The 25004-nt window shown below is 67.2% G+C and carries 21 protein-coding genes; 17 read left to right on the forward strand and 4 right to left on the reverse strand.

Features of this window, described 5'->3' with window-relative positions; all coding sequences use genetic code 11:
- Positions 1 to 268 precede the first annotated feature (268 nt).
- The 17 genes from ACFRJ8_RS08785 to nboR all read left to right on the forward strand — a co-directional run bounded on the left by ACFRJ8_RS08785 (position 269) and on the right by nboR (position 20728).
- The gene (locus tag ACFRJ8_RS08785; protein ID WP_377985931.1) at positions 269 to 1579 is read left to right on the forward strand and encodes a glycosyltransferase family protein; all 1311 of its coding nucleotides are present in this window, start codon (positions 269 to 271) and stop codon (positions 1577 to 1579) included.
- Complete coding sequence (locus ACFRJ8_RS08790) at positions 1566 to 2786, forward strand: glycosyltransferase (protein WP_377985724.1); 1221 nt, start codon at positions 1566 to 1568, stop codon at positions 2784 to 2786. The genes ACFRJ8_RS08785 and ACFRJ8_RS08790 overlap by 14 nt, the downstream gene beginning before the upstream one ends.
- Positions 2783 to 3958, forward strand: coding sequence for a glycosyltransferase family 4 protein (locus ACFRJ8_RS08795; protein ID WP_377985725.1), 1176 nt, complete (start codon positions 2783 to 2785; stop codon positions 3956 to 3958). The genes ACFRJ8_RS08790 and ACFRJ8_RS08795 overlap by 4 nt, the downstream gene beginning before the upstream one ends.
- Positions 3955 to 5841: an ABC transporter ATP-binding protein gene (locus ACFRJ8_RS08800; protein WP_377985726.1), complete on the forward strand. Its 1887-nt coding sequence runs from the start codon at positions 3955 to 3957 to the stop codon at positions 5839 to 5841. The genes ACFRJ8_RS08795 and ACFRJ8_RS08800 overlap by 4 nt, the downstream gene beginning before the upstream one ends.
- A gap of 85 nt (positions 5842 to 5926) precedes the next feature.
- The gene (locus tag ACFRJ8_RS08805; protein WP_377985727.1) at positions 5927 to 7204 is read left to right on the forward strand and encodes a phosphotransferase family protein; all 1278 of its coding nucleotides are present in this window, start codon (positions 5927 to 5929) and stop codon (positions 7202 to 7204) included.
- The gene (locus ACFRJ8_RS08810; protein WP_377985728.1) at positions 7201 to 8370 is read left to right on the forward strand and encodes a phosphotransferase; all 1170 of its coding nucleotides are present in this window, start codon (positions 7201 to 7203) and stop codon (positions 8368 to 8370) included. The genes ACFRJ8_RS08805 and ACFRJ8_RS08810 overlap by 4 nt, the downstream gene beginning before the upstream one ends.
- A gap of 1 nt (position 8371) precedes the next feature.
- The gene (locus ACFRJ8_RS08815) at positions 8372 to 9499 is read left to right on the forward strand and encodes a phosphotransferase (protein ID WP_377985729.1); all 1128 of its coding nucleotides are present in this window, start codon (positions 8372 to 8374) and stop codon (positions 9497 to 9499) included.
- A 91-nt stretch (positions 9500 to 9590) separates the two neighbouring features.
- A complete protein-coding gene (locus tag ACFRJ8_RS08820) occupies positions 9591 to 10427 on the forward strand; it encodes an alpha/beta fold hydrolase (RefSeq protein WP_377985730.1) in 837 nt (278 codons plus the stop codon).
- A gap of 154 nt (positions 10428 to 10581) precedes the next feature.
- Positions 10582 to 11079: a 2-oxo-4-hydroxy-4-carboxy-5-ureidoimidazoline decarboxylase gene (uraD, locus tag ACFRJ8_RS08825; RefSeq protein WP_377985731.1), complete on the forward strand. Its 498-nt coding sequence runs from the start codon at positions 10582 to 10584 to the stop codon at positions 11077 to 11079.
- Positions 11076 to 11429: a hydroxyisourate hydrolase gene (uraH, locus tag ACFRJ8_RS08830; protein ID WP_377985732.1), complete on the forward strand. Its 354-nt coding sequence runs from the start codon at positions 11076 to 11078 to the stop codon at positions 11427 to 11429. Before uraD ends, uraH begins: the two co-directional genes overlap by 4 nt.
- Before the next feature lie 506 nt (positions 11430 to 11935).
- A complete protein-coding gene (locus ACFRJ8_RS08835) occupies positions 11936 to 13306 on the forward strand; it encodes an MFS transporter (protein ID WP_377985733.1) in 1371 nt (456 codons plus the stop codon).
- Between the two features lie 63 nt (positions 13307 to 13369).
- The gene (locus tag ACFRJ8_RS08840) at positions 13370 to 14053 is read left to right on the forward strand and encodes a GntR family transcriptional regulator (RefSeq protein WP_377985734.1); all 684 of its coding nucleotides are present in this window, start codon (positions 13370 to 13372) and stop codon (positions 14051 to 14053) included.
- Positions 14050 to 14844: an aspartate/glutamate racemase family protein gene (locus ACFRJ8_RS08845; protein ID WP_377985735.1), complete on the forward strand. Its 795-nt coding sequence runs from the start codon at positions 14050 to 14052 to the stop codon at positions 14842 to 14844. Before ACFRJ8_RS08840 ends, ACFRJ8_RS08845 begins: the two co-directional genes overlap by 4 nt.
- Before the next feature lie 24 nt (positions 14845 to 14868).
- Entirely contained in the window at positions 14869 to 16308 is a 1440-nt protein-coding gene (locus ACFRJ8_RS08850) for an amidohydrolase family protein (protein ID WP_377985736.1), read from the forward strand.
- An 8-nt stretch (positions 16309 to 16316) separates the two neighbouring features.
- Positions 16317 to 17048 carry an aspartate/glutamate racemase family protein gene (locus ACFRJ8_RS08855; protein WP_377985737.1) on the forward strand — a complete coding sequence of 244 codons (732 nt, stop codon included), beginning with the start codon at positions 16317 to 16319 and terminating at the stop codon, positions 17046 to 17048.
- 209 nt (positions 17049 to 17257) lie between these two features.
- Positions 17258 to 20011, forward strand: coding sequence for a pyruvate dehydrogenase (acetyl-transferring), homodimeric type (aceE, locus tag ACFRJ8_RS08860; protein WP_377985738.1), 2754 nt, complete (start codon positions 17258 to 17260; stop codon positions 20009 to 20011).
- An 81-nt stretch (positions 20012 to 20092) separates the two neighbouring features.
- The gene (gene nboR / locus ACFRJ8_RS08865; RefSeq protein ID WP_377985739.1) at positions 20093 to 20728 is read left to right on the forward strand and encodes a nicotine blue oxidoreductase; all 636 of its coding nucleotides are present in this window, start codon (positions 20093 to 20095) and stop codon (positions 20726 to 20728) included.
- 9 nt (positions 20729 to 20737) lie between these two features.
- On the opposite strand, the gene ACFRJ8_RS08870 is transcribed toward nboR, so the two are convergent.
- The 4 genes from ACFRJ8_RS08870 to ACFRJ8_RS08885 form a co-directional block, all read right to left on the reverse strand.
- Positions 20738 to 21382 (reverse strand): uracil-DNA glycosylase, encoded by a 645-nt coding sequence (locus ACFRJ8_RS08870; RefSeq protein WP_377985740.1) that lies wholly within the window; start codon positions 21380 to 21382, stop codon positions 20738 to 20740.
- Between the two features lie 38 nt (positions 21383 to 21420).
- Entirely contained in the window at positions 21421 to 22404 is a 984-nt protein-coding gene (locus tag ACFRJ8_RS08875; protein WP_377985741.1) for an aldo/keto reductase, read from the reverse strand.
- 70 nt (positions 22405 to 22474) lie between these two features.
- A complete protein-coding gene (locus tag ACFRJ8_RS08880; protein WP_377985742.1) occupies positions 22475 to 23218 on the reverse strand; it encodes an aspartate/glutamate racemase family protein in 744 nt (247 codons plus the stop codon).
- Between the two features lie 28 nt (positions 23219 to 23246).
- Complete coding sequence (locus tag ACFRJ8_RS08885; RefSeq protein WP_377985743.1) at positions 23247 to 24815, reverse strand: NCS1 family nucleobase:cation symporter-1; 1569 nt, start codon at positions 24813 to 24815, stop codon at positions 23247 to 23249.
- Positions 24816 to 25004: the final 189 nt, after the last annotated feature.

The following is a 25004-nucleotide window of genomic DNA, read 5'->3' on the forward strand; positions in this document are numbered from 1 at the left end:
GCCGCCGGCCGAACCGGCCGCGTCTGAACGCCCACGTCTGAACCGGCCGCCGGCTGACTCACGCCCGCACGTAATCGGGCGCCTGCCTAAGGGCGGGGCCGCCGCTGCGGGGCCGTGGATGAGAAATCCTTAATCTTCTCCTCATCCCACCCTCACTCTTGGGGCGCAGGCTGATGTTTATCATCGGACAGCGCCGGCACCGGGCACAGTTGCGATCACAGCCAAGCCCGGGGCACCAGGGGGCGGGGGAGGATTTGCTGTGGAGCCAATGCGGATAGTGCTGTACTCGCATGATTCAGTGGGCCTGGGACATGTGCGTCGGAATCTGGCACTGGCCCACGCGCTGAACAATCAGCTTCCCGGCTTGATCGGCCGCCCCGTGACCGGAATCCTCATCACCGGCACAGCCCTGGCCCCGGCCTTCCGGTTGCCCGAAGGCTGGGACTGGGTGCTGCTTCCCGGCGTGGCGAAGGGGTCAGCGGGCTACCTGCCCCGGAACCTGGCGTTGCCCATGCATGAGCTCGTCCCGTTGCGGGCCAGGCTGCTGCAGGCAACGCTGGCCGGCTTCTCCCCCCACCTGGTGGTGGTGGACCGGCACGCCACGGGCGTCCACGGCGAACTCGAAATAGCCTTGCGGCGTGCACGCAGCGCCGGGCCCGTGCGCGTGGTCCTCGGCCTCCGCGAGGTCCTTGACTCACCCGCCGCGGCCCTCAGCGAATGGGCCAAGGTGGGCGGACCCCGCGTGGTCAAGGCCCTGTTCGATGCCATCTGGGTCTACGGCGATCCCGCCGTCCACGATCCCGTGGCCTCCGGCGAAATACCGTTCGCCCTCCGAAAGCTCATCCGGTACACGGGCTACCTCGCCGAGGGGCGCCCTGCGGTTTCCGGCACTAGCTGCATGCCCGGCCGGTACTGCATGACGACGGTGGGCGGGGGTTCGGACGGCTTTGCCCTGGCCCGTGTCGCCGTGGCCGCGCAGGTTCCGGACGGGCTGGGACACCTGGTGGTCGCCGGACCGCAGATGCCCGCCGAGCAACTCAACGACCTCCAGCAGCAAGCCCGCCCGGGCGTCAAAGTGGTGCCCACAGTGGAAGACATCATGTTCCACATCCGGCACGCCGGCGCCGTCGTCGCCATGGGCGGCTACAACACGGTGTGCGAGATCATGAGCACCCCTGTCCCCGCGCTGATCGTGCCCCGCACGCAGTCGCGCGCCGAGCAACGGATCCGGGCCGCGTCCCTGGCCGCGGCCGGGTACTTGGAGCAACACGACATCGCCACGCTGACGCCCGAGATCCTGGCCGACTGGCTGGCCGCCCGGCTCGGCACCACTGTGGACCGCCGTCGAGCGGTGCTGGACGGCCTGATCCGGGTTCCGCAGCTGGCCGCCGAGCTGCTGCGGCCGCTGGCCGATTCCGATCAGGTCAGTGCCGATCAGGCCGATTCCGCTCTGGTCACTTCCGACCTGGCCAGTTCCGACCTGGCCAATTCGGATCAGATCCGTGCAGATCAGTTCCGGCCGGACGAAAGCGTTGCCGCAGCAGGCACGAAGGGCGGTGACAGCCGTGTCGCCGTTTGAACCTGGGACGGCGTACGTCCTGAAGATGTACCCGCGTTTCTCCGAAACGTTCATCGTCTCCGAGATCCTGGCCCGCGAGGCGGCCGGGGACCGGATCGAGATCTTCTCGCTCCGGCCCACCGACGACCCCCGGTTCCACCCTGAGCTCGCCCGGGTCCAGGCATCGGTGACGTACATTGACCGCCCCCTCAAAGCATCGGTCCTGTGGGAGAGCCTCCGGATGGCCGACGCGGTGGGGCTCACGGCCGCCGTCGGCCGGAATTTGGCCGAACTCACCGGCGCTACGGCGGACGACGCGATCCAGGCCATCAGCCTGGCCACCGCCATGCAGGACCGGAACATCCAGCACATGCACGTCCACTTCGCCTCGGGCGCCACCACCGTGGCACGGCTGGCGTCCCTCATCACCGGTATCCCGTTCTCGTTCACCGCCCACGCGGTGGACATCTTCCACGAATCGGTCCAGGACCAGGATCTGCGGCTCAAGCTGGAGCAGGCGCACCATGCCGTGACCATCAGCCAGTACAACATGCGCTACCTGCGGCGCCGCTTCCCGGGCTCGACGTCCCGGCTCCATCTGGTGCGCAACGGCCTGGAGCTGGAGCGCTTTCCTTACCGGGAGCCCCGCCCGCTCGAAACCACCCTGCGGATCGCCGCCGTCGGGCGCCTCGTGGAGAAGAAGGGCTTCCAGCATCTGCTGCCCGCGGCCGCCGAGCTGCTGGACCAGGGGGTCAAGATGGACCTCCGGATCGCCGGAACCGGGATCATGGCCGAGGAGTTGGATGCCAGCATCGATGAGCTCCGGCTCCGCGAGCACGTCCGCCTCCTTGGCCCCCAGACCCAGGACCAGGTCCACGAGCTGCTCGACTCCGCCGACATCTTCGTGGCGCCCTGCGTGATCGGCGCCGACGGCAACGCGGACGGCATGCCCACGGTCCTGCTCGAGGCCATGGCCACGGGCGTCCCCTGCGTCAGCACGTCCGTCACCGGGATCCCCGAAGTGGTCCGGAACGGCTCCACCGGGGTGCTCGTCCGGCCGGGCAACCCGCACGTCCTGGCCCGCGGCATCCGCACGCTCGGCTCCCCCGCCACGGACAGGGTTGCGGTGTCCCGCAATGCCCGCACCCTGATCGAGGAGGACTACGACGTCCACCGCCAGGCCGGGCTCCTCAGGTCCCTCTCCCGTTCGGAAAGGAGAGTTGCATGACACGCGTGGCTTACCTCTGCGCCGACCCCGGCGTGCCCGTTTTCGGCACCAAGGGTTCCTCGGTGCACGTCCAGGAAATCGTCCGTGCGTGGCGCGGGACCGGCGCCGCCGTCACGGTTTACTGCACCCAGCTCGGCACCGAGCGGCCCGTGGATCTTGCCGATCTCGACGTCGTCGAAGTCAAGCCGGAATCCGTCCCCGGCCCCGCACGGGAACGGGCGGTCCAGGACGCGGCGCTGGGCCTGGCGGACGAGGTCCTGCGCAACGGCTGCGGGCTGTTCTACGAACGCTATTCGCTGTTCAGCCCGGCACTGTCCGTGGTGGCCCGCATCCTGGACGTGCCGTCGGTGCTTGAGGTCAACGCCCCGCTCATCGAGGAGCAGCAGCGGTACCGTCAGTTGCTGGACGTGAAGAAGGCTGAGACGGTCTTCCGCCGCAACGCCGCAACGGCCGACGTCGTCGCTTGCGTCTCGGATCCCGTGGTGCGCTGGGTGCGGGGGCGGGTGCCGACCGCCAGGACGGTGCTGGCACCGAACGGCGTGAACGTCGAGCGGATCCCTGGCCGCCGCCCCGGCCGCCGGAATCCGGACCACCTCACGGTCGGGTTTGTCGGAACCTTGAAGCCCTGGCACGGTGTCCCCGCCCTGCTGCACGGTGTGGCCCTGGCCAACCAGCAGACCGCTGACCCGGGCCTGCGCTGGCACGTCCACGTAGTGGGCAACGGTCCCGGCCGGCCGGACCTCGAACGCCTGGCCGAGTCCCTCGGCGTGCCAACGGTGTTCACCGGGGCCGTTGCGCCGGCTGCCGTGCCCGACCTCCTGGCAGAATTCGACGCCGCCGCCGCCCCTTATCCCCCGGACGAACCCGGCCAGGACGACTACTTCTCGCCGCTGAAGGTCTTTGAGTACATGGCGGCGGCGCTGCCCGTGGTCGCGAGCGCCGTTGGCCAGATCCCGTCCATCATCCAGGACGGCCGCACCGGAATCCTCGTCCCGCCCGGGGACACCGCCGCACTCGCGGACGCCCTCATCCGGCTCGGCGAAGACCCGAATCTGCGGGACAGGCTGGGGCGCGAGGCCCGCAGCGACGCCGTGCAAAGGTTCAGCTGGAGCGGTGTGCTCTCCCGGATCACCGGGGCACTGCCGCCCACACGCAGACTGGCAAGGCAATGACCACAACTTCCAGGCATTTGCACCCCCGCAGCTGGCGGACCCTGTGGCGAAGGACCCGCACCGACGAAGCGGCTGAGCCCTCACCGCTGCGGCGGACCTTGCGGTGCATCCGCCCGCACTTGCACGGGCACAGGCTGCTCATCACCTGGGGATTCATTGCCATGGCCACGGAAATCCTCTTCCGGCTTCTTGAGCCGTGGCCGGTGAAGATCGTCCTCGACTCCGTGTCGCACTCACTCGGCGCCAATCTGCGCAGGTCCCCGCTCAGCGTGGAGGCCAGCGCGGAAGTACTGCTCCTCTGTGCTGGCGCGGTGATTGTCATCAGCCTCGTCCGGGCCGTGGCCGGCTACGTGTCCGCGATTTCGTTTGCCCTCGTGGGCACCCGCGTTTCCTCCGAACTGCGCGCCCGCACCTTCCGCCACCTCCAGGGCCTGTCGATGCGCCACCACAGCCGCGCCTCCACCGGCGACACTGTCCAGCGGCTCGTCGGGGACGTGTCCCGGCTGCAGGACGTGGCCATCACGGCGGGGCTCCCTCTCATCGGCAATTTCGTGTCGCTGATCGCAATGATGATCATCATGCTCTGGCTCGATCCTTTGATCGCGCTGGTGACGTTCCTGTCCATCGGTATCTTCGTCTTGTTCTCCCGCAAGAGTTCGGGATCGATTACCACTGCGGCCCGTAAGTCACGCAAGGGCGAGAGCGCCCTGGCCACCACCGCCGCACAAACGTTGGGAGCAATGCGCGAAGTCCAGGCGTATGGACTCGAAGACACCATCAGCTCGGGCTTCCGCAAGAGCAACCAGGCAGCCCTTGGCTCCGGGGTGGTCACGCTGCGGCTGTCTGCCAGCCTGCAACGAAAAACAGACGTCCTGATGGGAGTCGCGACGGCGGTGATCCTTGCTGCCGGCGGCTGGAGGGTAATGCAACATGCGATGACTCCCGGAGATCTGATCGTTTTCCTGTTTTACCTGAAAACCGGGCTGAGGCCGCTCAAGGATGTGGCCAGGTACACCAGCCGTATCGCCCGCGCGACGGCCTCCGGGGAACGGGTGGCGGACCTGCTTGAGGCCCAGAGTGACGTGCCCGAAGCACCGAACGCCGTCGCCCTCAAAAACCCCCATCCGGACATCGTGTTCGACCACGTCTGGGCCGGCCACTTCGACGGAACCGCGGTGCTCAAGGGGGTCACGCTGACCATACCGGCAGGCCAGCACTGCGCCGTGGTGGGGCCCTCCGGTGCCGGGAAGTCCACGCTGGCGTCCATGATCCTTCGGATGGTGGACCCTTGGGAGGGGAGCGTCAGCCTCGGAGATCAGGACCTGCGGACCCTGACGATCGCTTCCGTGCGTGCCCATGTCTCAATCCTGCTCCAGGACTCCGTGCTGTTCGGAACAACTGTCCGGGAGAACATCAAATTCGGCCGCCTCGATGCCACCGACGAGGAGATCGAAGCCGTGGCGGTCCTTGCCCAGGCCGATAGGTTCATCCGTGCACTGCCCGAAGGCTACGACACCGTCCTCGGCGAGGCGGCCAACGACCTGTCCGGAGGCCAGCGTCAACGGCTGGCCGTCGCCCGCGCCATGCTCCGCGAGGCCCCCATCGTGATCCTGGACGAGGCGACAGCCGGGCTTGATCCGGCATCCCGGGATTCGGTCCTCGGCGCCCTGGATACACTCACCGAGGGCCGGACCTCCATCACGATTACCCATGACGTCAACTCGGCCCAATCGTGCGACCGGGTGATCTGGCTCGAGGACGGCGAAATCCTCGAAGACGGGCCGCCGCAGTCATTGCTGGCCAATCCGGGCTCCCACTTTGCCGGCTGGGTCCACCGGCAGCAGAGCGGAGAAGCGGGCGAACTGTTCAAGGTGTCCTCATGAGTCACGGTGTCTTCATGAGTCAAGGTGTCTTCACGAGTCACGGTGTCTTTACGAGTCAAGATGTCTTCATGAGCAGGGTGCCGTCATGAGCACCGCCCTCCAGGCGCAGCGGCGCGAGGCCGACCGTGCCCTGGCGGCCCGGGACACTCGGATCCCGGGCCTGGCCTGGGTCCTCGACGACGAGCTGCTCTCCGAGCTCCTGGGCGAAAGCGTCCGGATCACCAGGACCCGCTACAAACCACACACCTCGGCCCTCGTCGCCTTCAGCCGGGCCGGTGACGGGGCCGGCAGCTTCGGGTGGGCATCGACCACAGCACCGGAGCACGTCGGAAAACTGCAGCGGCGTGCGGAGAGTTCGCGCAAGCGCGACGGCGGCATCCGGCTTCTCCAGCCCGATGATCTCCAGTCTGACGTCGTCGTGGCGGTCGGCCCCATCGACGAAGACTGGCCGCTGCGCCCCAACCTGCGGTGGCTCCAAGACCACGGACTCGGACGGCTGGGAGCACTCGCCGCGGCAGGGCGCTTCCTGGAACCCCCGGTCAGCGTGCTGCGGTACAACCCGGAGCGCAGGCTCGTTATCAGGGTCCCCTCGGCGACGCTGCCCGTCGTCGTCAAGACCGCCGCCCACGCTGACCGAGCTGCCGCAGGCCGCCATCTGCGGCAGCGGCTGGCGAGTCACGGCGTCCCGGTCCTGCCCGAACTCGCCGACCCGGAATGCGCCGCGCATGGCATCAGCGCCTCCCCGGACTGGGGCCACGGCGACCTGAGCGGCGGCGACAACGATCCGGCTGCCTACCGGGCCGGCCAAGCCCTGGCTGCGCTCCACGGAATGGACCCGGAAACATCCACGGAGCCGACGGCGCCCGCGGAGGACCTGGAGCGCCAGCTCGCCGCCACGCGGTCCATGATCACCTGCCTGCTGCCGGGGCTTGAGGCTCCGGCGACCCGGCTCACCGACCGGCTGCTGGCAAGTCTCGGCGCCGCCGGACCCCACGGGCCGCAGCACGTGCTGGTCCATGGCGACTTCTCGGCGGACCAGGTCTTGGTTGACGGCCCGGCCATCCGGATCATCGATTTCGACCGCATCCGGACCTCCGAGCCGGCGAGGGACCTTGGGTCCTTTGCCGCGGTGGAGGACATCGCAGACCCCGCCGGTGCCGGGCCCAATGCCGGTGGCCGCAAAACCGCCCAGCTGATCGACGGTTACCGCGGGGCCGGCGCGCACGTATCGCAGGCCAGGGTGGAGGATTGGGCTGCCTTCCGGTTGTTCCTGAACAGCGTGGACCCGTTCCGGAACCGGGCCAGCGACTGGCCGGCCGACACGGACTGGCATCTCCGCCGAGCCCTGGAGTTGGTCGCATGAACTGGCACCCGCCGGTCCCGGCGTCCGCCGTCGACTCTTCCGGGCAAATCTGGCAGATCCGGCGGGCCTGGCCTGACAAAACGGTCGGCGACTACAACCTCGAAGTCACCGCGCCGGAGTTCACTGCGCGGGGCCAGGCCGGCGTCCGGGGAGGCGTGTTGCGTGCCGGAGTGTTCGAGCTGTTGCCTGAGGACGATCCGGCGCTTCCGTCACTGCGGGCGGAGGCCCGGCACGGGGAACTCGTGTCCTACCGGCCGCACATGCGCGCCGTCATCCGGACCGATTCCGGCTACATCAAGGTCTTCCGGCCGGGCGGTGCAATTGTGCCCGCCGAACGCTGCGCACAAATCGAAAGCCTCCTGGACCCCGGGGCCTTCACCGCACCCAGGGTACTGCGGAACTCCCCGGACGTTATTGTCTTCAGCGCCGTTCCCGGCCGGACCCTGGGGGATTTGGGCGGCGGCCGCGCGGGTCTCAGCCAAGAACGGTTTGACCGGGTGTGGGACAGATGGCGGCACGCATGGACCGCCCAGGTGGGTAGCTCCGCCGGGCACGCAGACCTGGCCACACTGCCCCGCCGTTCCCCGGAGGTGGAGGCCGCCGATCTGCGGCGTTGGGTGACGCGGTGGCTGCGGCACCACAACGACGTCCCGGAAGCCGCAGCGCAAAGCGCCACCCTGAGTGCCCGGGCAGACGAAGTGATCCACAACCTGCTCGGGACGGCGCCGGATCCCCTGGTCTGGGCGCACGGCGACCTCCATGACAAACAAATCCTCGCCGGAGGCGGCCGCTCCCCCCTTGGCCTGCTGGATTTCGACGACACCGCCCAGGCCGAGGCCGCCCTGGATCTGGCCAACCTGGACGTTCATCTGGAACTGAATGCACGCCAGCACCGCACGTCGCTGAAGCGATACATGGCGACCCACGCCCGAATCCTGGCCGCTGCGGACGAGTTGAACGTCAGCCCGGGCCGGTTCCGTGCCTATTCAGACGGCGCCTGGCTGAGGCTGGCCTGTTCCCCGTTGCCGAAGCGCTCGGCCTTGGCCTTGGCTGTGCTCGAGGAACGGGCCGCCCGCATGCCGCCCGAGTCCGACGACGTGTCCGGCTACGAGTCCGGCCTCGTGTCCAGCCCCGCAAGTGCGGCTATGGAGACCGGGGGCCGCTGACATGGGCTGGCACCCGCCCGTCCCGGCCGCCGTCCTGGATGCGGACAACACCGCATGGCAGGTCATTCGGGCCTGGCCCGACGACTCCGCGGAGAACTACGTCCTGGAGCTGGGGACTCCCCACCGGCCAGGAGTCCGGGCAGCCCATCTCCGGGCGGGGCAGTTGGAGCTCCTGCGGGACGGCCGCGACCGGCGGCTTCCCGCCCTGAAGCACGCGTCGCCGCTGGGTGAGGTGGTGGTGCACCGGGCCCACAAGCGTGCCGTGGTCAGGGCCGGGGAGCATTACCTCAAGATCTTCCGGGCCCGCCAGGCCGACGAAGCAGTGGGCAGGCACGCCCGGATGAACGAGCTCCTCGCCGCAGGGGATTTCCTCACTCCCGAAATTGTGTCCAGCACCCCGGGCTGCCTCACGATCATGGCGCTGCCCGGCCGTTCCCTGTTCGAGCTGGGAATCGACCCCGCGGTCAGCGATGCGATGTTTGAAAAAGCGTGGCAAAAATGGTCCCGGACCTGGGTCCGGCAGCACTCTCTCGCACGGACTCCGGCGCACCGCCCGAGCCTCGAGGCGCTCCCGCCCCGGACGGCCGCCGTCGAACTGGAGAGTTTGCAACGCACCGTGAGCCTGTGGCTGGTGCACGCCCAGGACATTCCGGCGGCGCAGCCCGAGCGCACCGCCGTACGCGCGGCCGCCGGGCAGACCGCCCAGAAGCTGCTCCGGACCGCTCCGGATCCGCTGGTGTGGTCCCACGGTGACCTCCACGACAAGCAGATCTTCACCGCGGGCCCGGGCGCTCCGCTGGGGCTGCTGGACTTCGACGAAGCCGGCCGGGCCGAGGCCGCCGCCGACCTCGCAAACCTTGCCGTGCACCTTCAGCTGCGCCTGCGCCAGCACCGCCTGAGCGCCGAAAGGTACCAAACCGCCCGCCGCCACGTCATCGCCACGGCCGAGGAACTGCTGGTCACCCCTGCGCGCTTCGACGCCTATGCCAGTGCCACCCGGCTGCGGCTCGGCTGCCTCTATTCCTTCCGGCCGCAGTGGGCGGCCCTGGCGGAAGAGTTCCTCCTTCCGGATGGTGAACAGGCCCTTGCCGCGACGATCCCGGAAGCTAAAGTGGAGCCCACGTGCTGACTGCACTGCACATCGAACCACCCAATATCGAACGCCCAACATCGAACCACACCACCAAACCGAACCGCACTCACCCGGGAGGACCGCTGGCATGGCTTACATCAAGGTTGGAACCGAAAACAGCACAGACGTCGAGCTCTACTACGAGGACCACGGATCCGGCCAGGCCGTGGTCCTCATCCACGGTTACCCGCTGGACGGCTCGTCCTGGGAAAAGCAGACCACGGCGCTGCTGGGCGCTGGCTACCGCGTCATCACCTACGACCGCCGCGGCTTCGGCAAGTCCAGCAAGCCCACCGACGGCTACGACTACGACACGTTCGCGGCGGACCTGAACACGCTCCTGAACGACCTCGACCTGAACGACGCCGTGCTGGTGGGCTTCTCGATGGGCACCGGCGAAGTGGGCCGGTACCTCGGCACCTACGGTTCTGCCCGGGTGGCCAAGGCCGTGTTCCTGAGCTCCCTTGAGCCCTACCTCCTGCAGGCCGAGGACAACCCCGGCGGCGTCCCGCAGTCGGTGTTCGACGGGTTGCTGGAAGCTGTGACGGCGGACCGGTACGCCTTCTTCACGGAATTCTTCAAGAACTTCTACAACAGCGAGACCTACCTCGGCACCCCCCGGCTCAGCCAGGAAGTGATGAACGCCGGCTGGAACCTCGCCACCAGTGGCGGGCCCACGGCGTCGGTGGCAGCGCAGCCAACCTGGCTCACGGACTTCCGCGCCGACATCCCCAAGATCGATGTCCCGTCCCTGATCGTGCACGGCACGGCGGACAACATCCTGCCGATCGACGTCGCCGGCCGCCAGTTCGCCAAGGCGCTGCCCAGTGCCGAGTACGTGGAGATCGACGGCGCCCCGCACGGCCTGCTGTGGACGCACGCGGCGGAGGTCAACGAGGTGCTGCTGCGGTTCCTGGGGAGCTAGCCGGGGCTCATCAGGACCCAGTCTTCCCGGTTGACACCCGCCACCCGGTACGGTTCAATTTTTTGCATATGCTGAAATAACAGTTCCACGATACGAATATTTGTTCGTATAGCCTACGCCGTGGATGCCAGCATTGACACAAAGGATCTGGCACATGCTGTTGGAAGACTTTAACGCTGCCGGACGCGCGGAGGCTGCGGAATCCCTGCGTCCCTGCCTGGACATTGCGCGGTGGATACAGGAGATCGTCGATTCCCGGCCCTTCGGCAGCACCCGTAGCCTCCTCGAAGCCGCCGGCCGCGCTGCGGAACCCTTCACCGATGCGGAGGTGGAGGCCGCCTTGGCCCACCATCCCCGCATCGGTGAACGGGCCGCAGGAAACAGCGCCGAGGCCCGGCTCTCCCAGGCGGAGCAAGCGACTCTCGGTGCCCCGGATCCGGCCGTCGCGGCAGCCATCGCCGAGGGAAACCGGAGCTATGAAGAGAAATTCGGCCGGGTCTTCCTGATCCGCGCGGCCGGCCGCAGCCGGGACGAGATCCTGGCCGCCCTCAACACCAGGCTCGCCCACACTCCCGACGAGGAACAAGTGGTCATCGGCCAGCAGCTGCGCGAAATCGCGGTACTCCGACTCGAAGGACTGATCGGCGCATGAGCAATTCCCACAACACCTCCCACGTCACCACGCACGTCCTGGACACCGGCTCCGGCAAGCCCGCCGCGGGCGTTGCCGTCACCCTGGACATGCTCGACGGCGATCGCTGGGTCAGGATCGCGGCCGGCGCCACGGATGACGACGGGCGCGTCACGTCGCTTGGCCCCGACAGCCTGGGCTCCGGCACATACCGGCTGGGCTTCGACACCGGAGCCTATTACGCCGCCGGAGGGACCGAGACCTTCTTCCCCGAGGTCACCCTGACCTTCGCCGTATCCCAGTCGCAGTCCCACTATCACGTCCCGCTGCTGCTCAGCCCCTTCGCCTACTCCACCTACCGGGGCAGCTGAGCCCTAAACCCTAAGCCCTAAGCAGCCAAGACCGGAGGACCCCCCGTTGCGGCATCAGATCGGGTTGCCCTGAAGCCCTCAGAGCAGCCCGATCTGATAGCGCATGCGGCCTGTGACGGCGCAGCCATGTCACCGCACAGCCATGTCGCCGCGCAGCTACGTCCCGGGCAGTTCTGTTCCTGCGGCCCGCCCGGGAACCCGGCCAGTCACAATCGACATTTTTCCTGCGAGCCGGGCCAACCGGCCCACACCCCTTGACAGTGGCCCCCGTCACTTCTAATCTCAATTTTGGGATCCCAAAACGGGATCCCAAAACAAATAAGCTTGCCGGTCCCCGGGCTACCCGCACTTGACCCCGGAACTGATATCAGCGCTGATATCAGCCGCGCTACCCACCGCTGGACAGCCCGCGTACAGGACGCCCCACACTCCCGCATCCTTGCCCGCGAAACGAACATCCCCCTCAGCACTTGCCGGCATTTTTTCCTCTCTATCAAGGAGAAGTTGTGTCTCTTCCAAACACCGAAACCGCAAACACCGAAACCGCAAATACAGAAGTCGCGGTACAGCCCTCTGACCCCACTAGCTCCAAGGACGGCGTGCAACGGCGCACTCATGTCCGCTGGAAACTTTTCCTCCTCCTGCTGGTCCTCGTCTCCGTGAACTACATCGACCGGGGATCCATCTCTGTCGCCCTGCCCATCATCCAGAAGGAATTCAACATGGCCCCGGAGCTCGTGGGCCTCCTGCTCTCGGCCTTCTTCTGGACCTACGCCCTCATGCAGATCCCGGTCGGCTGGCTGATCGACAAGTTCGGCCCCCGCAAGGTGATGACCGCGTCCTGCGTCGGCTGGGGCGCGGCGACGGCAGCATCCGGCCTGGCCGGAGGTTTCCTCAGCATGTTCATCGCCCGCCTGGGCATCGGCGTCACCGAGGCAGGCGTCATGCCGGCGGGCGGAAAGCTGAACGCCATCTGGATGCACAAATCGGAACGCGGCCGCGGCGCCACCATCCTTGACGCCGGAGCCCCCTTGGGCGCCGGGCTCGGCGGCATCCTCATCGCAGGCCTGATCGCATCCACGGGCAGCTGGCGGAGCGCCTTCATCATCGCTGGCGCCGCCACCGTCCTCATGGGCCTCGCCGTCTGGTGGTACGTCCGCGACAACCCCCGCCAGCACCGCGGAGTCAACGCCGCCGAGGCCGAGTACATCGAGGCCTCCCACGCCGCCGAGGACGCCGAAGCCGAGCTCGACGGCAGCAAGGGCAAGCGCGCCCTGCTCCCCTACCTGAAGTTCCGTTCCTTCTGGGCTATGTGCTTCGGCTGGCTGGGCTTCAACGGAGTCTTCTACGGCCTGCTCACCTGGGGCCCGCTCTACCTTTCCCAGGCCAAGGGTTTTGACCTGAAGACCATCGGCTGGTCCACGTTCGTCATCTTCGGCGCCGGATTCGTCGGCGAAATCCTTGGCGGCACCATCGCCGACAAGTGGCGGGCCGCCGGCGCCTCCGCCAACCGGGTCATGCGCACCCTCCTGGGCACCTCCAGCGTCGTGGTGATCGGCGGCCTCGTCGGCGTCACGGTCGTGGCAGATCCGACGACGGCGGTAGTCCTGCTATCCGTCGTCATGTTCTTCCTTCGCTGGGTGGGCCTCTTCTGGAGCATCCCCTCGATCCTGGGCGGCCGAACCAATGCAGGTGTCCTGGGTGGCGCGATGAACTTCAGCGGCAACATCTCCGGATTCGTGACCCCGATTGCTGTGGGCCTGATCGTGGGTGCCACCGGCTCGTACACCTGGGCGCTGCTGTACTTCGTGGGATCCGCGATCATCATGGGCGTATCCGTGCTGACCCTGAACTACAACAAGCGGCTCCCTGTCTAAGCTAGCCACGAACCTGTTCCCGGAGCCGGGAACGCAGTGCCACAAGAACCCGAATGGAGCACCATGCTTACCGCAGAAGAAACCCAGGACAAGGAACGCCCCCTCCGGGAGGCTGTCCGGGACACCCTCCGCACCAGGATTTTTGAAGGGCACTACGTTCCCGGCACCAGGCTGGTGGAACGCGACTTGGCGGCCGAATTCAATGTCTCCCGCCTCCCGGTCCGCGAGGCCCTGCGCATGCTTCGCCAGGAAGGCCTGGTCAGCGACCGCGGCGCGCGCGGTGCCGAGGTCAGCTCGCTCAGCCCCAAAGACGTGGAGGATCTCTTCGACGTCCGCCAGTCGCTCGAAGTGCTGGCCTGCCGGCTGGCCGCAACCCGCGCCACGGAGGAGGACCTCAGCGCATTGAAAGGCCTGCTGGACGAGGCAGCCCGCTGCCTGGCCAAGGGTGCCATCATGGAAGCCCACCGCGCCAACAGCGAATTCCACGATGCCATCACAAGGATCGCGGACAACGGCTTCCTCAAGTCCGCGCTCGAACCGCTCCAAGGCCGCATGCACTGGCTCTTCCGCCATGTCAGCGACCTGCCGGAGCTCATCGAGGAACACCGCGCGCTCTATGCCGCGATCGCCAGCGGCGACCCTGACCGGGCAGCCGCCCAATCGGCGGCGCACATCGACAAATACCGGGAACAGTTTCCGGAGAATTTCCGCCGGACGGAACCCACCCTTCATCGGAAGAACTTATGAAACTCCTTGTCATCAACCCCAATATCAGCGACGACGTCACCGCCCTGATCGAAGCGGAGGCCCTCCGCTCCGCCTCCCCCGGGACCGAACTCGTGGTCCGGACCGCCGGGTACGGCGTGGAATACATCGAAACCCGCTTTGAATCCCTCATCGCCGCCGGTGCCGTCGCCGAAATCATCGCCGAGCACACACGCGACGGCGCAAGCATCGACGGCGTTGTCGTGGCCGCGTTCGGAGACCCCGGCATGCCCGCGCTGAAGGAACTGACAGATGTCCCGGTCATCGGGATTACCGAGGCGGCCCTATGTGCCGCTGCCCTGCAGGGTCACCGGTTCTCCATCATCGCCATCTCCGACCGGATCCGGCCCTGGTACCAGGACTGCGCGGAACGGTTCGGGCTCGGCGGCAGGTTGGCATCGATCCGCTCGATCAACGAGGCCCTCAACGGCATCGGTTCCGTGCAGGAGGACTTCAAGGAAACCCTGCTGGCACTCAGCCGCCAGGCCGTCATCCAAGACGGCGCCGACGTCGTCATCCTCGCCGGAGCACCGCTCGCCGGACTGGCCCGCGAACTTGCCGGCCAGATCCCCGTTCCCGTGGTGGACGGCATCTCCGCCGGCATCCGGATGGCGGAAGCCGTCGTCGGACTCGACTCCGGCCCGCACCGGGCCGGCGCGTTCGCGCCTCCCCCAGCCAAGACCCGCAAGGGGCTCTCGGAAAACCTTGATGCCGCCCTGACGACGGCTCAGCGCACCGCGCAGCTGCCGGCCCCGTCCGCAGCGGCCAACTAGCCACTTCTACCTAGGAGGACAACGATGTCCCACACCCCAGACCTTGTCATTGCCAACGGCACCGTGGTCAACAGTTTCGGCCGCCAGGATGCGCACGTCGTGGTGCACGGCGGGACGATTGTCCAGCTCGTGGACGCCGCCGAGCCCGTCCCCGCCGCCGCCAGGACCATCGACGCCACCGGCCGGCTGGTGATTCCCGGCGGCGTGGACGGCCACTGTCACGTCGCCCAGGTGACCGGGCGGTTCCGGACCCTGGATGACTACCGGACCACATCCACGGCTGCCCTCTGGGGCGGCACCACCACGATCATCGACTTCGGCATCCCCCGCGATGCCCGGGAAACCCCGCTGGACGCCGTGCTGTCCAAGAAAGCGCTGGCCCGCGAATCCCGCTGCGATGTCGCCCTGCACGGCTCGGTGGTCCAGTGGGACGAAACAGTGCCATGGCAGCTCGAACAGCTCGCCGCCGAGGGAGTCCGTTCGGTCAAGATGTACACCACCAACCGGGGCACCACCATGGCCGACGGGGACACCATCCTGAAGGTCATGCGCGAGATGGTCCGGCTCGACGGCCTCACCTACATCCACGCCGAACACGACCCCATCATCACCGACTGCACCCAGCAGCACGCTGACGACGGCCGGATCGGCATCGAACACCTGCATCGCACGCGGCCCGAACTGGCCGAAGAGATCTCGGTCAAGGAAACCCTGGCCATGGCTGAATACACCGGCGCCCCCGTCTACTTTGTGCACCAGTCGACGCCGGGAGCCGTGGACCTGGTCACCGAGGCCCGCCGCAGCGGCCAGGACGCTTACTCCGAGACCTGCCCCCACTACCTCACCCTCGACGACACCGTCTACGGCTCGTCTTTCCCTGAGTGGTACGCCTGCTGCCCGCCGATGCGCAGCCCCGCGACCGTAGCCGCGCTCCGGGACCGGCTGGCCGCCGGAGCCATCCACACCGTGGCCTCCGACCACTCCTGCTACGACCTCACGCAAAAGCGCGAGCGGTCCGATGACATCCGCGCCATGCCGCACGGGCTCCCGGGAGTCGAAACCCGGATGCCTGTCACCTTCACCGCCATGATGGAAGCCGCCGGCGGGGCAGCCCGCGTGGAGGATTTCGTGGAAGTGTTCGCCGCCGGTCCTGCCCGGATCAACGCCCTGCCGGGCAAGGGAACCATCGCAGCGGGGCACGACGCCGACATCGTCGTCTTCGATCCGGCGCAGGAACGTACCGTTGACGGCGCCGCCCTGCACATGGGCACCGATTTTTCCCCGTTCGACGGCAGGACGCTCACCGGCTGGCCCGCCGTCGTGGTGTCCGCCGGACGCGTGGTACTGGACGCCAATGGTTTCCACGATCCAGGCCCCGTGGGCCGGTTCGTGGCCCGCAACGGTTTCCGCGACCACCAGGCGGCCGCGGCCGCGGCCCCCATCACCGCCCCCGCTGCCCTTTAGGAGCACCCATGCCTTCCGCAACCCGCCCCACCCGCATCGGCATGATCGTGCCGTCCTCCAACACCTGCCTCGAGCCGCAAAGCTACCGGATCCTCGGCGACCGCGACGACGTGACAATCCACTTCGCCAGGATCCAGGTCACCCGGATCGCCCTGGACGATTCCTCCGACAAGCAGTTCGACGCCCCGGTGATGCGGGCCGCCGCCGAGATCCTGGCAACCGCCGACGTCGACGTCATCGCGTGGAACGGCACCTCGGGCTCGTGGCTGGGCGCCAGTCACGACCGCGAAATCGTCCGTGAAATACAGGACGCCACCGGCATCCCCGCCACCACGTCCACACTGGCCTACATGGAGGCCTTCCGGTCCTTCGGCACCGAGCGGATCGGACTGTTCACCCCGTACACGGAGGACGTCAATCGAGCCATCATGACGTCTTACGAACGGGACGGGATCAAAACACTCGACCACCGCTTCCTCGGCCTGAGCGACAACGAATCCTTCGCCCGGGTCTCCGACGCCGAAATGCGGCCCGGATCGCTGGAACTCGCGGCAAGGAACCCGGACGCGCTCGTGTACCTCTGCACCAACCTCTACGGCGCCAACATCGCGGAGGAAATCGAGGCGGCCATGGGCGTCCCCGTGCTGGACTCAGTGGCTGTGACCCTGTGGCACTGCCTCAAGATGGCCGGCGCCCCGCTACTCTCCCCGCGTTGGGGCAGGCTGCTCGCCTCAGCCTGATAAAGCGACGCGGGGCCAGCTGCAGCCGATTCTGGACGGCCTAACGGACCGTGCCTGACCCCGCGCTGCTGTGGTGCCCTTTCGCCCGATTGTGACTGCAGGGCTGCCTTGACGCGCTGATTGCCGTCTAGCTAATCTCGTAATGCAATAAAGTTTTCTCACACAATGAAAACTTAAGCCAACCATTCAACGATGAAAAGAGGCTGGACGTGGCTGCAGGAGAAGATACCTCCCATATCCTCAGCGGGTTGACAAACCAGCTGCCTGATCGTGATCCGGAAGAGACCGCCGAGTGGCTGGAGTCCCTGGATACCCTGATTCAGGAACAGGGCACGGAACGTGCCCAGTACATCATGCGCAGCCTGCTCCAGCGGGCCGGGGCGCAGAGCGTGGGTGTTCCGATGGTCACCACCACGGACTACGTCAACACCATCCCGGTGGACCAGGAAGCGGAGTTCCCGGGCGATGAGGAGATTGAACGCAAGTACCGGGCCTGGCTGCGCTGGAATGCCGCGGTCATGGTGCACCGGGCGCAGCGCGCCGATATCGGCGTGGGCGGGCACATCTCCACCTACGCCGGTGCCGCGACGCTGTATGAGGTCGGGTTCAACCACTTCTTCCGCGGCAAGGACCACCCCGGCGGCGGGGACCAGGTCTTCTTCCAGGGCCATGCCTCCCCCGGCATGTACGCCCGGGCCTTCATGGAGGGCCGGCTGAGCGAGGAGGACATGGACGGCTTCCGGCAGGAGAAGTCCAAGGAGGGCCACGCCCTGTCCTCCTACCCGCACCCGCGCCTGATGCCGGAGTTCTGGGAATTCCCCACGGTCTCGATGGGCATCGGCCCGATGAACGCGATCTACCAGGCCCAGTCCAACCGGTACCTGCACAACCGCGGCATCAAGGACACCTCGGACCAGCAGGTCTGGGCGTTCCTGGGCGACGGCGAAATGGACGAGCCCGAGTCCCGCGGCCTGCTCCAGCTCGCGGCGAACGACAAGCTCGACAACCTGAACTTCGTGGTCAACTGCAACCTCCAGCGCCTCGACGGACCGGTCCGCGGCAACGGCAAGATCATGCAGGAACTCGAGGCGTTCTTCCGCGGCGCCGGCTGGAACGTCATCAAGGTGGTCTGGGGCCGGGAGTGGGATGACCTGCTGGCCAAGGACGAGGACGGCTCGCTCGTCAAGATCATGAACGAGACCGTCGACGGCGACTACCAGACCTACAAGGCCGAGTCCGGCGCGTTCGTCCGCGAGCACTTCTTCGGCAAGACCCCGCAGACCAAGGAAATGGTCCAGGACCTCACCGACGACCAGATCTGGAACCTCAAGCGCGGCGGGCACGACTACAACAAGGTCTACGCCGCGTACAAGGCCGCGACCGAGTTCAAGGGCAAGCCCACCGTCATCCTGGCCCACACGGTCAAGGGCTACGGCCTGGGCACCCACTTCGAAGGCCGCAACGCGACCCACCAGATGAAGAAACTCACCCTGGCCGACCTCAAGGCCTTCCGCGACCACCTGCGCATCCCGATCACCGACGACCAGCTCGAAGCGGACCTCTACCGGCCGCCGTACTACCACCCCGGCATGGACTCCCCGGAGATCCAGTACCTGATGGGCCGCCGCAAGGAACTGGGCGGATTCGTCCCCGAGCGCCGGCCGGATCATGTGCCCGTGGAATTGCCCGACCCCGCAACATATGAGGTCGCCAAGCGCGGCTCCGGCAAGCAGCAGGCCGCCACCACCATGGCGTTCGTCCGGCTGCTCAAGGACCTGCTCCGGGACAAAAAGTTCGGCCACCGCATTGTCCCGATCGTGCCGGATGAATCCCGCACCTTCGGGATGGACGCGTTCTTCCCCACGGCGAAGATCTACAACCCGGACGGCCAGGGCTACCTGTCCGTGGACCGGGAGCTGGTCTTGGCCTACAAGGAATCGGCCCACGGCCAGCTGATCCACCCGGGCATCAATGAGGCCGGGGCGGTGGCGGCGTTCACGGCCGCCGGCACGTCCTACGCCACGCACGGCGAGCCGCTGGTGCCGGTCTACGTCTTCTACTCGATGTTCGGGTTCCAGCGCACGGGCGATTCCTTCTGGGCAGCCGCGGACCAGATGACCCGCGGGTTCATCATCGGGGCCACGGCCGGACGCACCACGCTGACCGGTGAAGGCCTGCAGCACGCCGATGGCCACTCCCCGATCCTCGCCGCCACCAACCCGGCCGTCGTCACCTACGACCCGGCTTTCGGGTACGAAATGGGCCACATCATCCGGGACGGCCTGGAGCGGATGTACGGTGACGCCCCCGAGGGGAGCAACGCCGACCGGAACCTGATGTACTACATCACTGTCTACAACGAACCGATCTCCCAGCCGGCCGAACCCGAGAACCTCGATGTCAACGGGGTGCTGAAAGGCATCTACCGGGTGTCGGCGTCGGACGTTGAAGGGCCCAAGAGCCAGATCCTGGCCTCCGGCGTGTCCGTCCCGTGGGCCCTCGAGGCCCAGCGGCTCCTAGCCGAGGACTGGGGCGTCTCCGCCGACGTCTGGTCCGTGACCTCCTGGACCGAACTGCGCCGCGACGCCATGGCCGCCGAGGAAGACACCTTCCTCAACCCCGGCCAGCCCGCCCGCGTCCCGTTCGTGACCCAGCAGCTCGCCGGCGCCACCGGTCCGATCGTCGGGGTCACCGACTACATGAAGTCCGTACCGGACCAGATCCGCCAGTTCCTCCCGAACGAGTTCGCCTCGCTCGGCGCCGACGGCTTCGGCTTCTCCGACACCCGCGCCGCGGCACGCCGCTTCTTCAAGAACGACATCCACTCGGTGGTGGTCCGTTCCCTGCAGATGCTCGCCCGCCGCGGCGAAGTCGACGCCGGAGTGCCCGCCTACGCGATGGACCGCTACAAGCTCCTGGACGTCAACGCCGGGACCACCGGCGGAGCGGGCGGCGACTCCTGAGGCTCATCGATAGGGCAGTTGACGGCAGTGTTCCCCCGGAACACTGCCGTCAACTGCCCTATGGGTGCATAGGCTGGGGCCATGGCTGACTCATCGGAAAGGCTCACGACGTCGACACCGACGACGGCGGTGCTGCTCGCCGCCGGCGCCGGGACACGGCTGGGCCTCGGGCCCAAGGCGCTGCTCCCCTTTCGCGGCCGCACGCTGGTTGAAGTGCTCGCTGACGTCCTCATCGACGGCGGCTGCCGGGACGTGGTGGTGGTCCTGGGCGCCGACTCGGCCAGGGTCCGCGCCGCCACCGATCTCCGCCCGTACACCGTCGTCGAAAACCCGGATTGGGCCACCGGAATGGGCGGCTCGTTCCGGGCCGGTGTTGCCGCGGCGGCCCCGGTGGACCATGTGCTGATCGCGCTGGTGGACCAGCCCGGGCTGAGCCCGGAGGCCGTCGCCCGGCTGGTGGCAGCCCACCGGCCGGGCCGGGTGACGGCGGCCGCCTACCGCGATGCGGAGGGCAAGCTGCAGCGGGGACATCCGCTGCTCCTCGACGCTGGACTTCGCGCCGAAGCCGCGGAGACAGCAACAGGCGACGCCGGAGCACGCGCCTTCCTGCAGGCCCATCCGGACCTGGTTGACCTGGTTGACTGCAGCGACCTCTCCGGCGGCGAGGACCTCGACTCTCCCGACCAGCTGCACCTTCTGGACCCGGGTCCCGATTAGGTGCTGGTTTTAGCGCGAGTGGGCTAACAGCTCCTGCATCCCGAGCTTGAACCCGGCCCTGCCGCCGTGGGCGGGATGTCTGATTTTCGGCACGTCCAGGCCACTGCGCTGCAGGCTGCGGTGCGCCACATTGCCCACGGCGACTACGGTTTCGATGGGAAACGCCTCAACCAGCGCCTGCCAGAACGGAGTTCCAAGGGCAACCTCGGAGGCCCTTGGCGTGCGGTTGGACAGCGGCCGTCCGGGCACATGGGTGTGCCACGGGCAGGCACTCCAGAGAAGGGGAAGGTATTCCAGCTCGGCCAGCACCTCCCACATCACCGTGGCCGTCGGCTCTGCCGCGATTCCCGCGGCATCGGCCGGCAGCACGTAGCCCTTTCCCGGACCGAACAGTCCGAACGCGTTGGCGGGGCCCTCGAACATGGTGCGGTTGGTGAAGGGAACGCCGGTGATCCTCATGCCCCTGTAGCCAGGGGCTTCCCCGACCAGCAGCACGTTCGGGCGCCGGTCCAGCATCTCCCGCAGATAGAGCTCCAGGTTCCGCCGGCGCTGCGCATTCTCGGGGAGGGCGTGATCGAAGAAGTTGTTGCACCCCGGCCCTGTTTCCACCGACGCGAGGCGGTCAACGAAGGCCTTGATGGAAGAAGCAGTCACTCGCCGGCCCTGTTCACTACGGCAGCCACGCTCCAGTCCTACCAGCGGGGGTGGATCGATTCGCGGAAGTAGCGGTCATAGATTTCGCGGACGCCGACGTCGAACGTTGCGTCAATGCCGCTGGTATCTGCCGCGGCGGCGTTGGCGCGCGCCTGGTCCACATTCCGGGCGCCCGGGATAACCGTGCTGACGCCGTCCTGCGCCGCGATCCAGGCGATGGCCGCGTGTGCGGTGCTGACGCCGTCGGGCACCAGTTCTTCGAACTCGGCCACGGCTTTGAGGCCTTGCCCGAAGTCCACGCCGGAGAAGGTCTCCCCGACGTCGAACGCTGAGCCGGTGCGGTTGTAGTTCCGGTGGTCGTCTGCCGCGAAGGACGTCTCCGCAGTGTATTTGCCGGAGAGCAGCCCGGAGGCGAGCGGGACGCGGGCGATGATGCCCACCCCGGCGGCCTCAGCGGCGGGCAGCACCTCGTCCAGCGGCTTGAGCCGGAAGGCGTTGAGGATGATCTGCACGGTGGCGGTGCCTTCGTGGCGCATGGCCTCGAGGGCTTCCTCGGTCCGCTCCACGCTGACGCCGTAGTTGCGGACGGCGCCCTCGGCCACGAGGGTGTCCAGCGCGTCGTAGACCTCGGCGTTGCTGTACACGGCCGTGGGCGGGCAGTGCAGCTGGACCAGATCCAGTTGGTCGACGCCCAGGTTGCGCCGCGACCGGTCCGTCCATGCGCGGAAGTTGGTGAGGTTGTAGTTCTCCGGGCGCTGCTCCTCCCGGCGGCCCATCTTGGTGGCCACCGTGATCTCCAGGCCGGGGTTGTCAGCCAGGAACGCCCCGATGGCCTGCTCGCTGCGGCCGTCTCCATACACGTCCGCGGTGTCGAAGAACGTGACACCCGCTTCCACGGAGGCCGCCAGGATGGCCTGCGCCTGCGCGGGGTCCACGTTGCCCCAGTCGGCGCCCAGTTGCCAGGTCCCCAAGCCAACGATGGAGACGTTTCGTCCGGTCTTGCCCAAGATTCGCTGTTCCATCGTCCGACTATAGGCCGTTACCGGTCTCCACGTGAGGGATCCGACGCCGTCGGGAGCTGTAAGGTTCGGATCACGGCGTGGCCGGCACGGGGGCTACCTCCAGCGGCCAGCCGATGACGGTCTTGGGACGCGGGGTGGCATAGGTCCGGACTTTGGATGTGCTCAGCCGCAGCCGGACCAGCGATTCGGCGATGGTGACGGCGGCCGCCACACCGTCCACCACGGGGACGCCGGCACGCTTGCGGATCTCTTCGTCCAGGCCGGCCATGCCCCCGCAGCCCAGCACAATGACTTCCGCCTTGTCCTCGCGGACAGCCAGCAGCGCCTGTTCGATGATGGCTTCCACCGCGCGCCGCGGATCCTCCTCCAGTTCCAGGACGGCCATTCCGCTGGCCCGGACAGAGGCGCACCGGGCGTCCAGGCCGGCCAGCTTGAGCCGGTCCTCGATCAGCGGAACGGCGCGGTCCAGGGTGGTGATCACGGAGTACTTGTGGCCAAGGAACATTGCGGTGCTCGCCGCCGCCTCGGTGATGTCCACCACCGGCACGTCGAGGAGCTCCTGGAGCCCCTCACGGCCGTGCTCGCCGTAGCCGGCCTGAATGACGGCGTCGAACGGCTCCGGGTAGGACAGAACCCTGTCCATGACGGCGATCGCGGCGAGGTAGCTCTCGAAGTTGCCCTCGCAGGAGTCCGCGCCGAAGCGGGGAGTCAGTCCCACGATCTCTGTCTCGGCAAGCGCAGCCTGGCGTGCCTGCGCGGCGATGGAATCTGTCATGGACTGGGTGGTGTTGACGTTGGCGACAAGGATGCGCATGGTGCTTTCCGCTTTCAGGCAGGTTTGGTCAGTGGGTGCTGGCGACGGCGATTGCCTCGCCGTCGACGTCGTCGAGCCGCTGCGAGCGGTCCGATATGACGTAGTAGAGCCCCGCGGCGATTCCGGCTGCGACGAACCACGCGAACGGGGCGGCGGCCTCGAGGGCTGGAACAAAGGCGACCAGGAGCGCTACGCAGGCGGCCGGCACCATGGCGATGATCGCCCGGGGGTTGAAGCCCTTCTTGTAGTAGTAGGCTCCCGCCGGGTTCTCGGTGTAGAGCTCAAGGACATTGACCTTGCCGCGGCGCAGCAGCCAGTAGTCGGCCATCACGACGCCGAAGAGAGACCCGAGCAGCGCCCCGAGTCCGCCCAGGAAGTACACGATCACGAGCGGGTTGTTATAGAGGTTCCACGGCAGGATGATCAGACCGATCGTGCCGCTGACCCAGGCCGCCTTGCGGAAGTTCAGGTGCTTCGGGAAGAGGTTGGTCAGGGCGTAGACGGGGGCCACAAAGTTGGCCATCAGGTTCACTGCGATGGTCAGAATCAGCAGCGCGAGGCAGGCCAGGACCAGGAACAGTGTGTTCGGGATGGTCTGGACGATGTCCGACGGGCTCTCGATGACGGTGCCGTTGATCTTGAACTGGCCACCGGCCATCACCACCACGATCGCACCGAAGAGGAGCATGTTGATGGGGATACCCCAGAAGTTGCCCCGCACGACGGCCTTCTTAGAGATGGCGGACCGGGTGAAGTCGCAGAAGTTCAGGACGAACGTTCCGTAGATGGACACCCACAGGGCGCCTCCGGCAAAGATGGTGCGCCACATGTCGGCGCCTTCGAGGGGGCTGTCCGAGGACCAAGCGATGGAACCGCCGGCTTCAGCGAAGATCCAGATGGCGATGGCCGCCATGGTCACCAGAATGATGGGCCCGGCGAAGGCCTCATATTTACGGATCATTTCCATGCCGAAACTGACGATGACCAGCTGGACGATCCAGAGGAACAGGAACGCGGCCCAGCCCAGTGTGGAAAGGCCGAGGACGGAGTTGGCGTCCAGCTCCCGCAGCGCGGGGACCATGGCCACGAGCATGACGCGGAGCACCACCGAGGCCAGGTAGGTCTGGATACCGAACCATGCCACGGCCACAGCCCCGCGCAGGAGGCTGGCGATCTGGGCTCCCCTGATACCGAAGCTGATCCGGCTCATGACGGGGAACGGGACACCGGTCTTGACGCCCATGAAGCCCGAGAAGCTGAGCAGTGCGAACAGCAGGACGGCCCCGATTCCCAGGGCGAGAAGGATCTGCCAGCCGCCCAGCCCGAGGGCGAAGAGTCCGATGGCGAAGGCATAGTTCCCAAGGCTGTGGACGTCGTTGGCCCAGAGGGTGAAAATGCTGTAGCTGGTCCAGCGGCGGCCTTCCCTCTTGGTCGGGGCCAGGTCGATGTTGTACAGGGAGGGGCTGATCGTCCGGCCGGAGGCTGCGCTGGCTGCATCGCAAAGCGCGTCGACACCCATGGAGGGGTGGGCAGCTTTGCTCAAGTCAACTGCGGTCTCGGGAGCCGGGTCGACGCCGGTCAACGGGGTCGTCTGCATCGTGATCTCGCTTCTTGAAGATGTCTTCCATCCATTCCGCAGCGGGATTGCGCCGGCAACTGCCGGCAGGAGCGTCATTGCTCGCTTTCCATAATGCGGAAGATGGGTATCGAGTAGTGAAATAACGGTATGACCTGGATCACGCAGCGGTCAAGGGTTCCCGGAAGTTGGGCAGTCACAAACCGTTTT

The organism is Arthrobacter sp. NPDC056886 (assembly GCF_042788715.1).
GTDB lineage: Bacteria > Actinomycetota > Actinomycetes > Actinomycetales > Micrococcaceae > Arthrobacter.

Bases quoted from the DNA above. Each gene is read 5' to 3' on its own strand.
- ACFRJ8_RS08785 (WP_377985931.1), top strand. From the start codon at position 269: ATGCGGATAGTGCTGTACTCGCATGATTCAGTGGGCCTGGGACATGTG.
- ACFRJ8_RS08820 (WP_377985730.1), top strand. From the start codon at position 9,591: ATGGCTTACATCAAGGTTGGAACCGAAAACAGCACAGACGTCGAGCTC.
- ACFRJ8_RS08800 (WP_377985726.1), top strand. From the start codon at position 3,955: ATGACCACAACTTCCAGGCATTTGCACCCCCGCAGCTGGCGGACCCTG.
- ACFRJ8_RS08845 (WP_377985735.1), top strand. From the start codon at position 14,050: ATGAAACTCCTTGTCATCAACCCCAATATCAGCGACGACGTCACCGCC.
- nboR (WP_377985739.1), top strand. From the start codon at position 20,093: ATGGCTGACTCATCGGAAAGGCTCACGACGTCGACACCGACGACGGCG.
- uraD (WP_377985731.1), top strand. From the start codon at position 10,582: ATGCTGTTGGAAGACTTTAACGCTGCCGGACGCGCGGAGGCTGCGGAA.
- ACFRJ8_RS08875 (WP_377985741.1), bottom strand. From the start codon at position 22,404: ATGGAACAGCGAATCTTGGGCAAGACCGGACGAAACGTCTCCATCGTT.
- ACFRJ8_RS08880 (WP_377985742.1), bottom strand. From the start codon at position 23,218: ATGCGCATCCTTGTCGCCAACGTCAACACCACCCAGTCCATGACAGAT.
- ACFRJ8_RS08805 (WP_377985727.1), top strand. From the start codon at position 5,927: ATGAGCACCGCCCTCCAGGCGCAGCGGCGCGAGGCCGACCGTGCCCTG.
- uraH (WP_377985732.1), top strand. From the start codon at position 11,076: ATGAGCAATTCCCACAACACCTCCCACGTCACCACGCACGTCCTGGAC.
- ACFRJ8_RS08840 (WP_377985734.1), top strand. From the start codon at position 13,370: ATGCTTACCGCAGAAGAAACCCAGGACAAGGAACGCCCCCTCCGGGAG.
- ACFRJ8_RS08810 (WP_377985728.1), top strand. From the start codon at position 7,201: ATGAACTGGCACCCGCCGGTCCCGGCGTCCGCCGTCGACTCTTCCGGG.
- ACFRJ8_RS08815 (WP_377985729.1), top strand. From the start codon at position 8,372: ATGGGCTGGCACCCGCCCGTCCCGGCCGCCGTCCTGGATGCGGACAAC.
- ACFRJ8_RS08850 (WP_377985736.1), top strand. From the start codon at position 14,869: ATGTCCCACACCCCAGACCTTGTCATTGCCAACGGCACCGTGGTCAAC.
- ACFRJ8_RS08795 (WP_377985725.1), top strand. From the start codon at position 2,783: ATGACACGCGTGGCTTACCTCTGCGCCGACCCCGGCGTGCCCGTTTTC.
- ACFRJ8_RS08885 (WP_377985743.1), bottom strand. From the start codon at position 24,815: ATGCAGACGACCCCGTTGACCGGCGTCGACCCGGCTCCCGAGACCGCA.
- ACFRJ8_RS08855 (WP_377985737.1), top strand. From the start codon at position 16,317: ATGCCTTCCGCAACCCGCCCCACCCGCATCGGCATGATCGTGCCGTCC.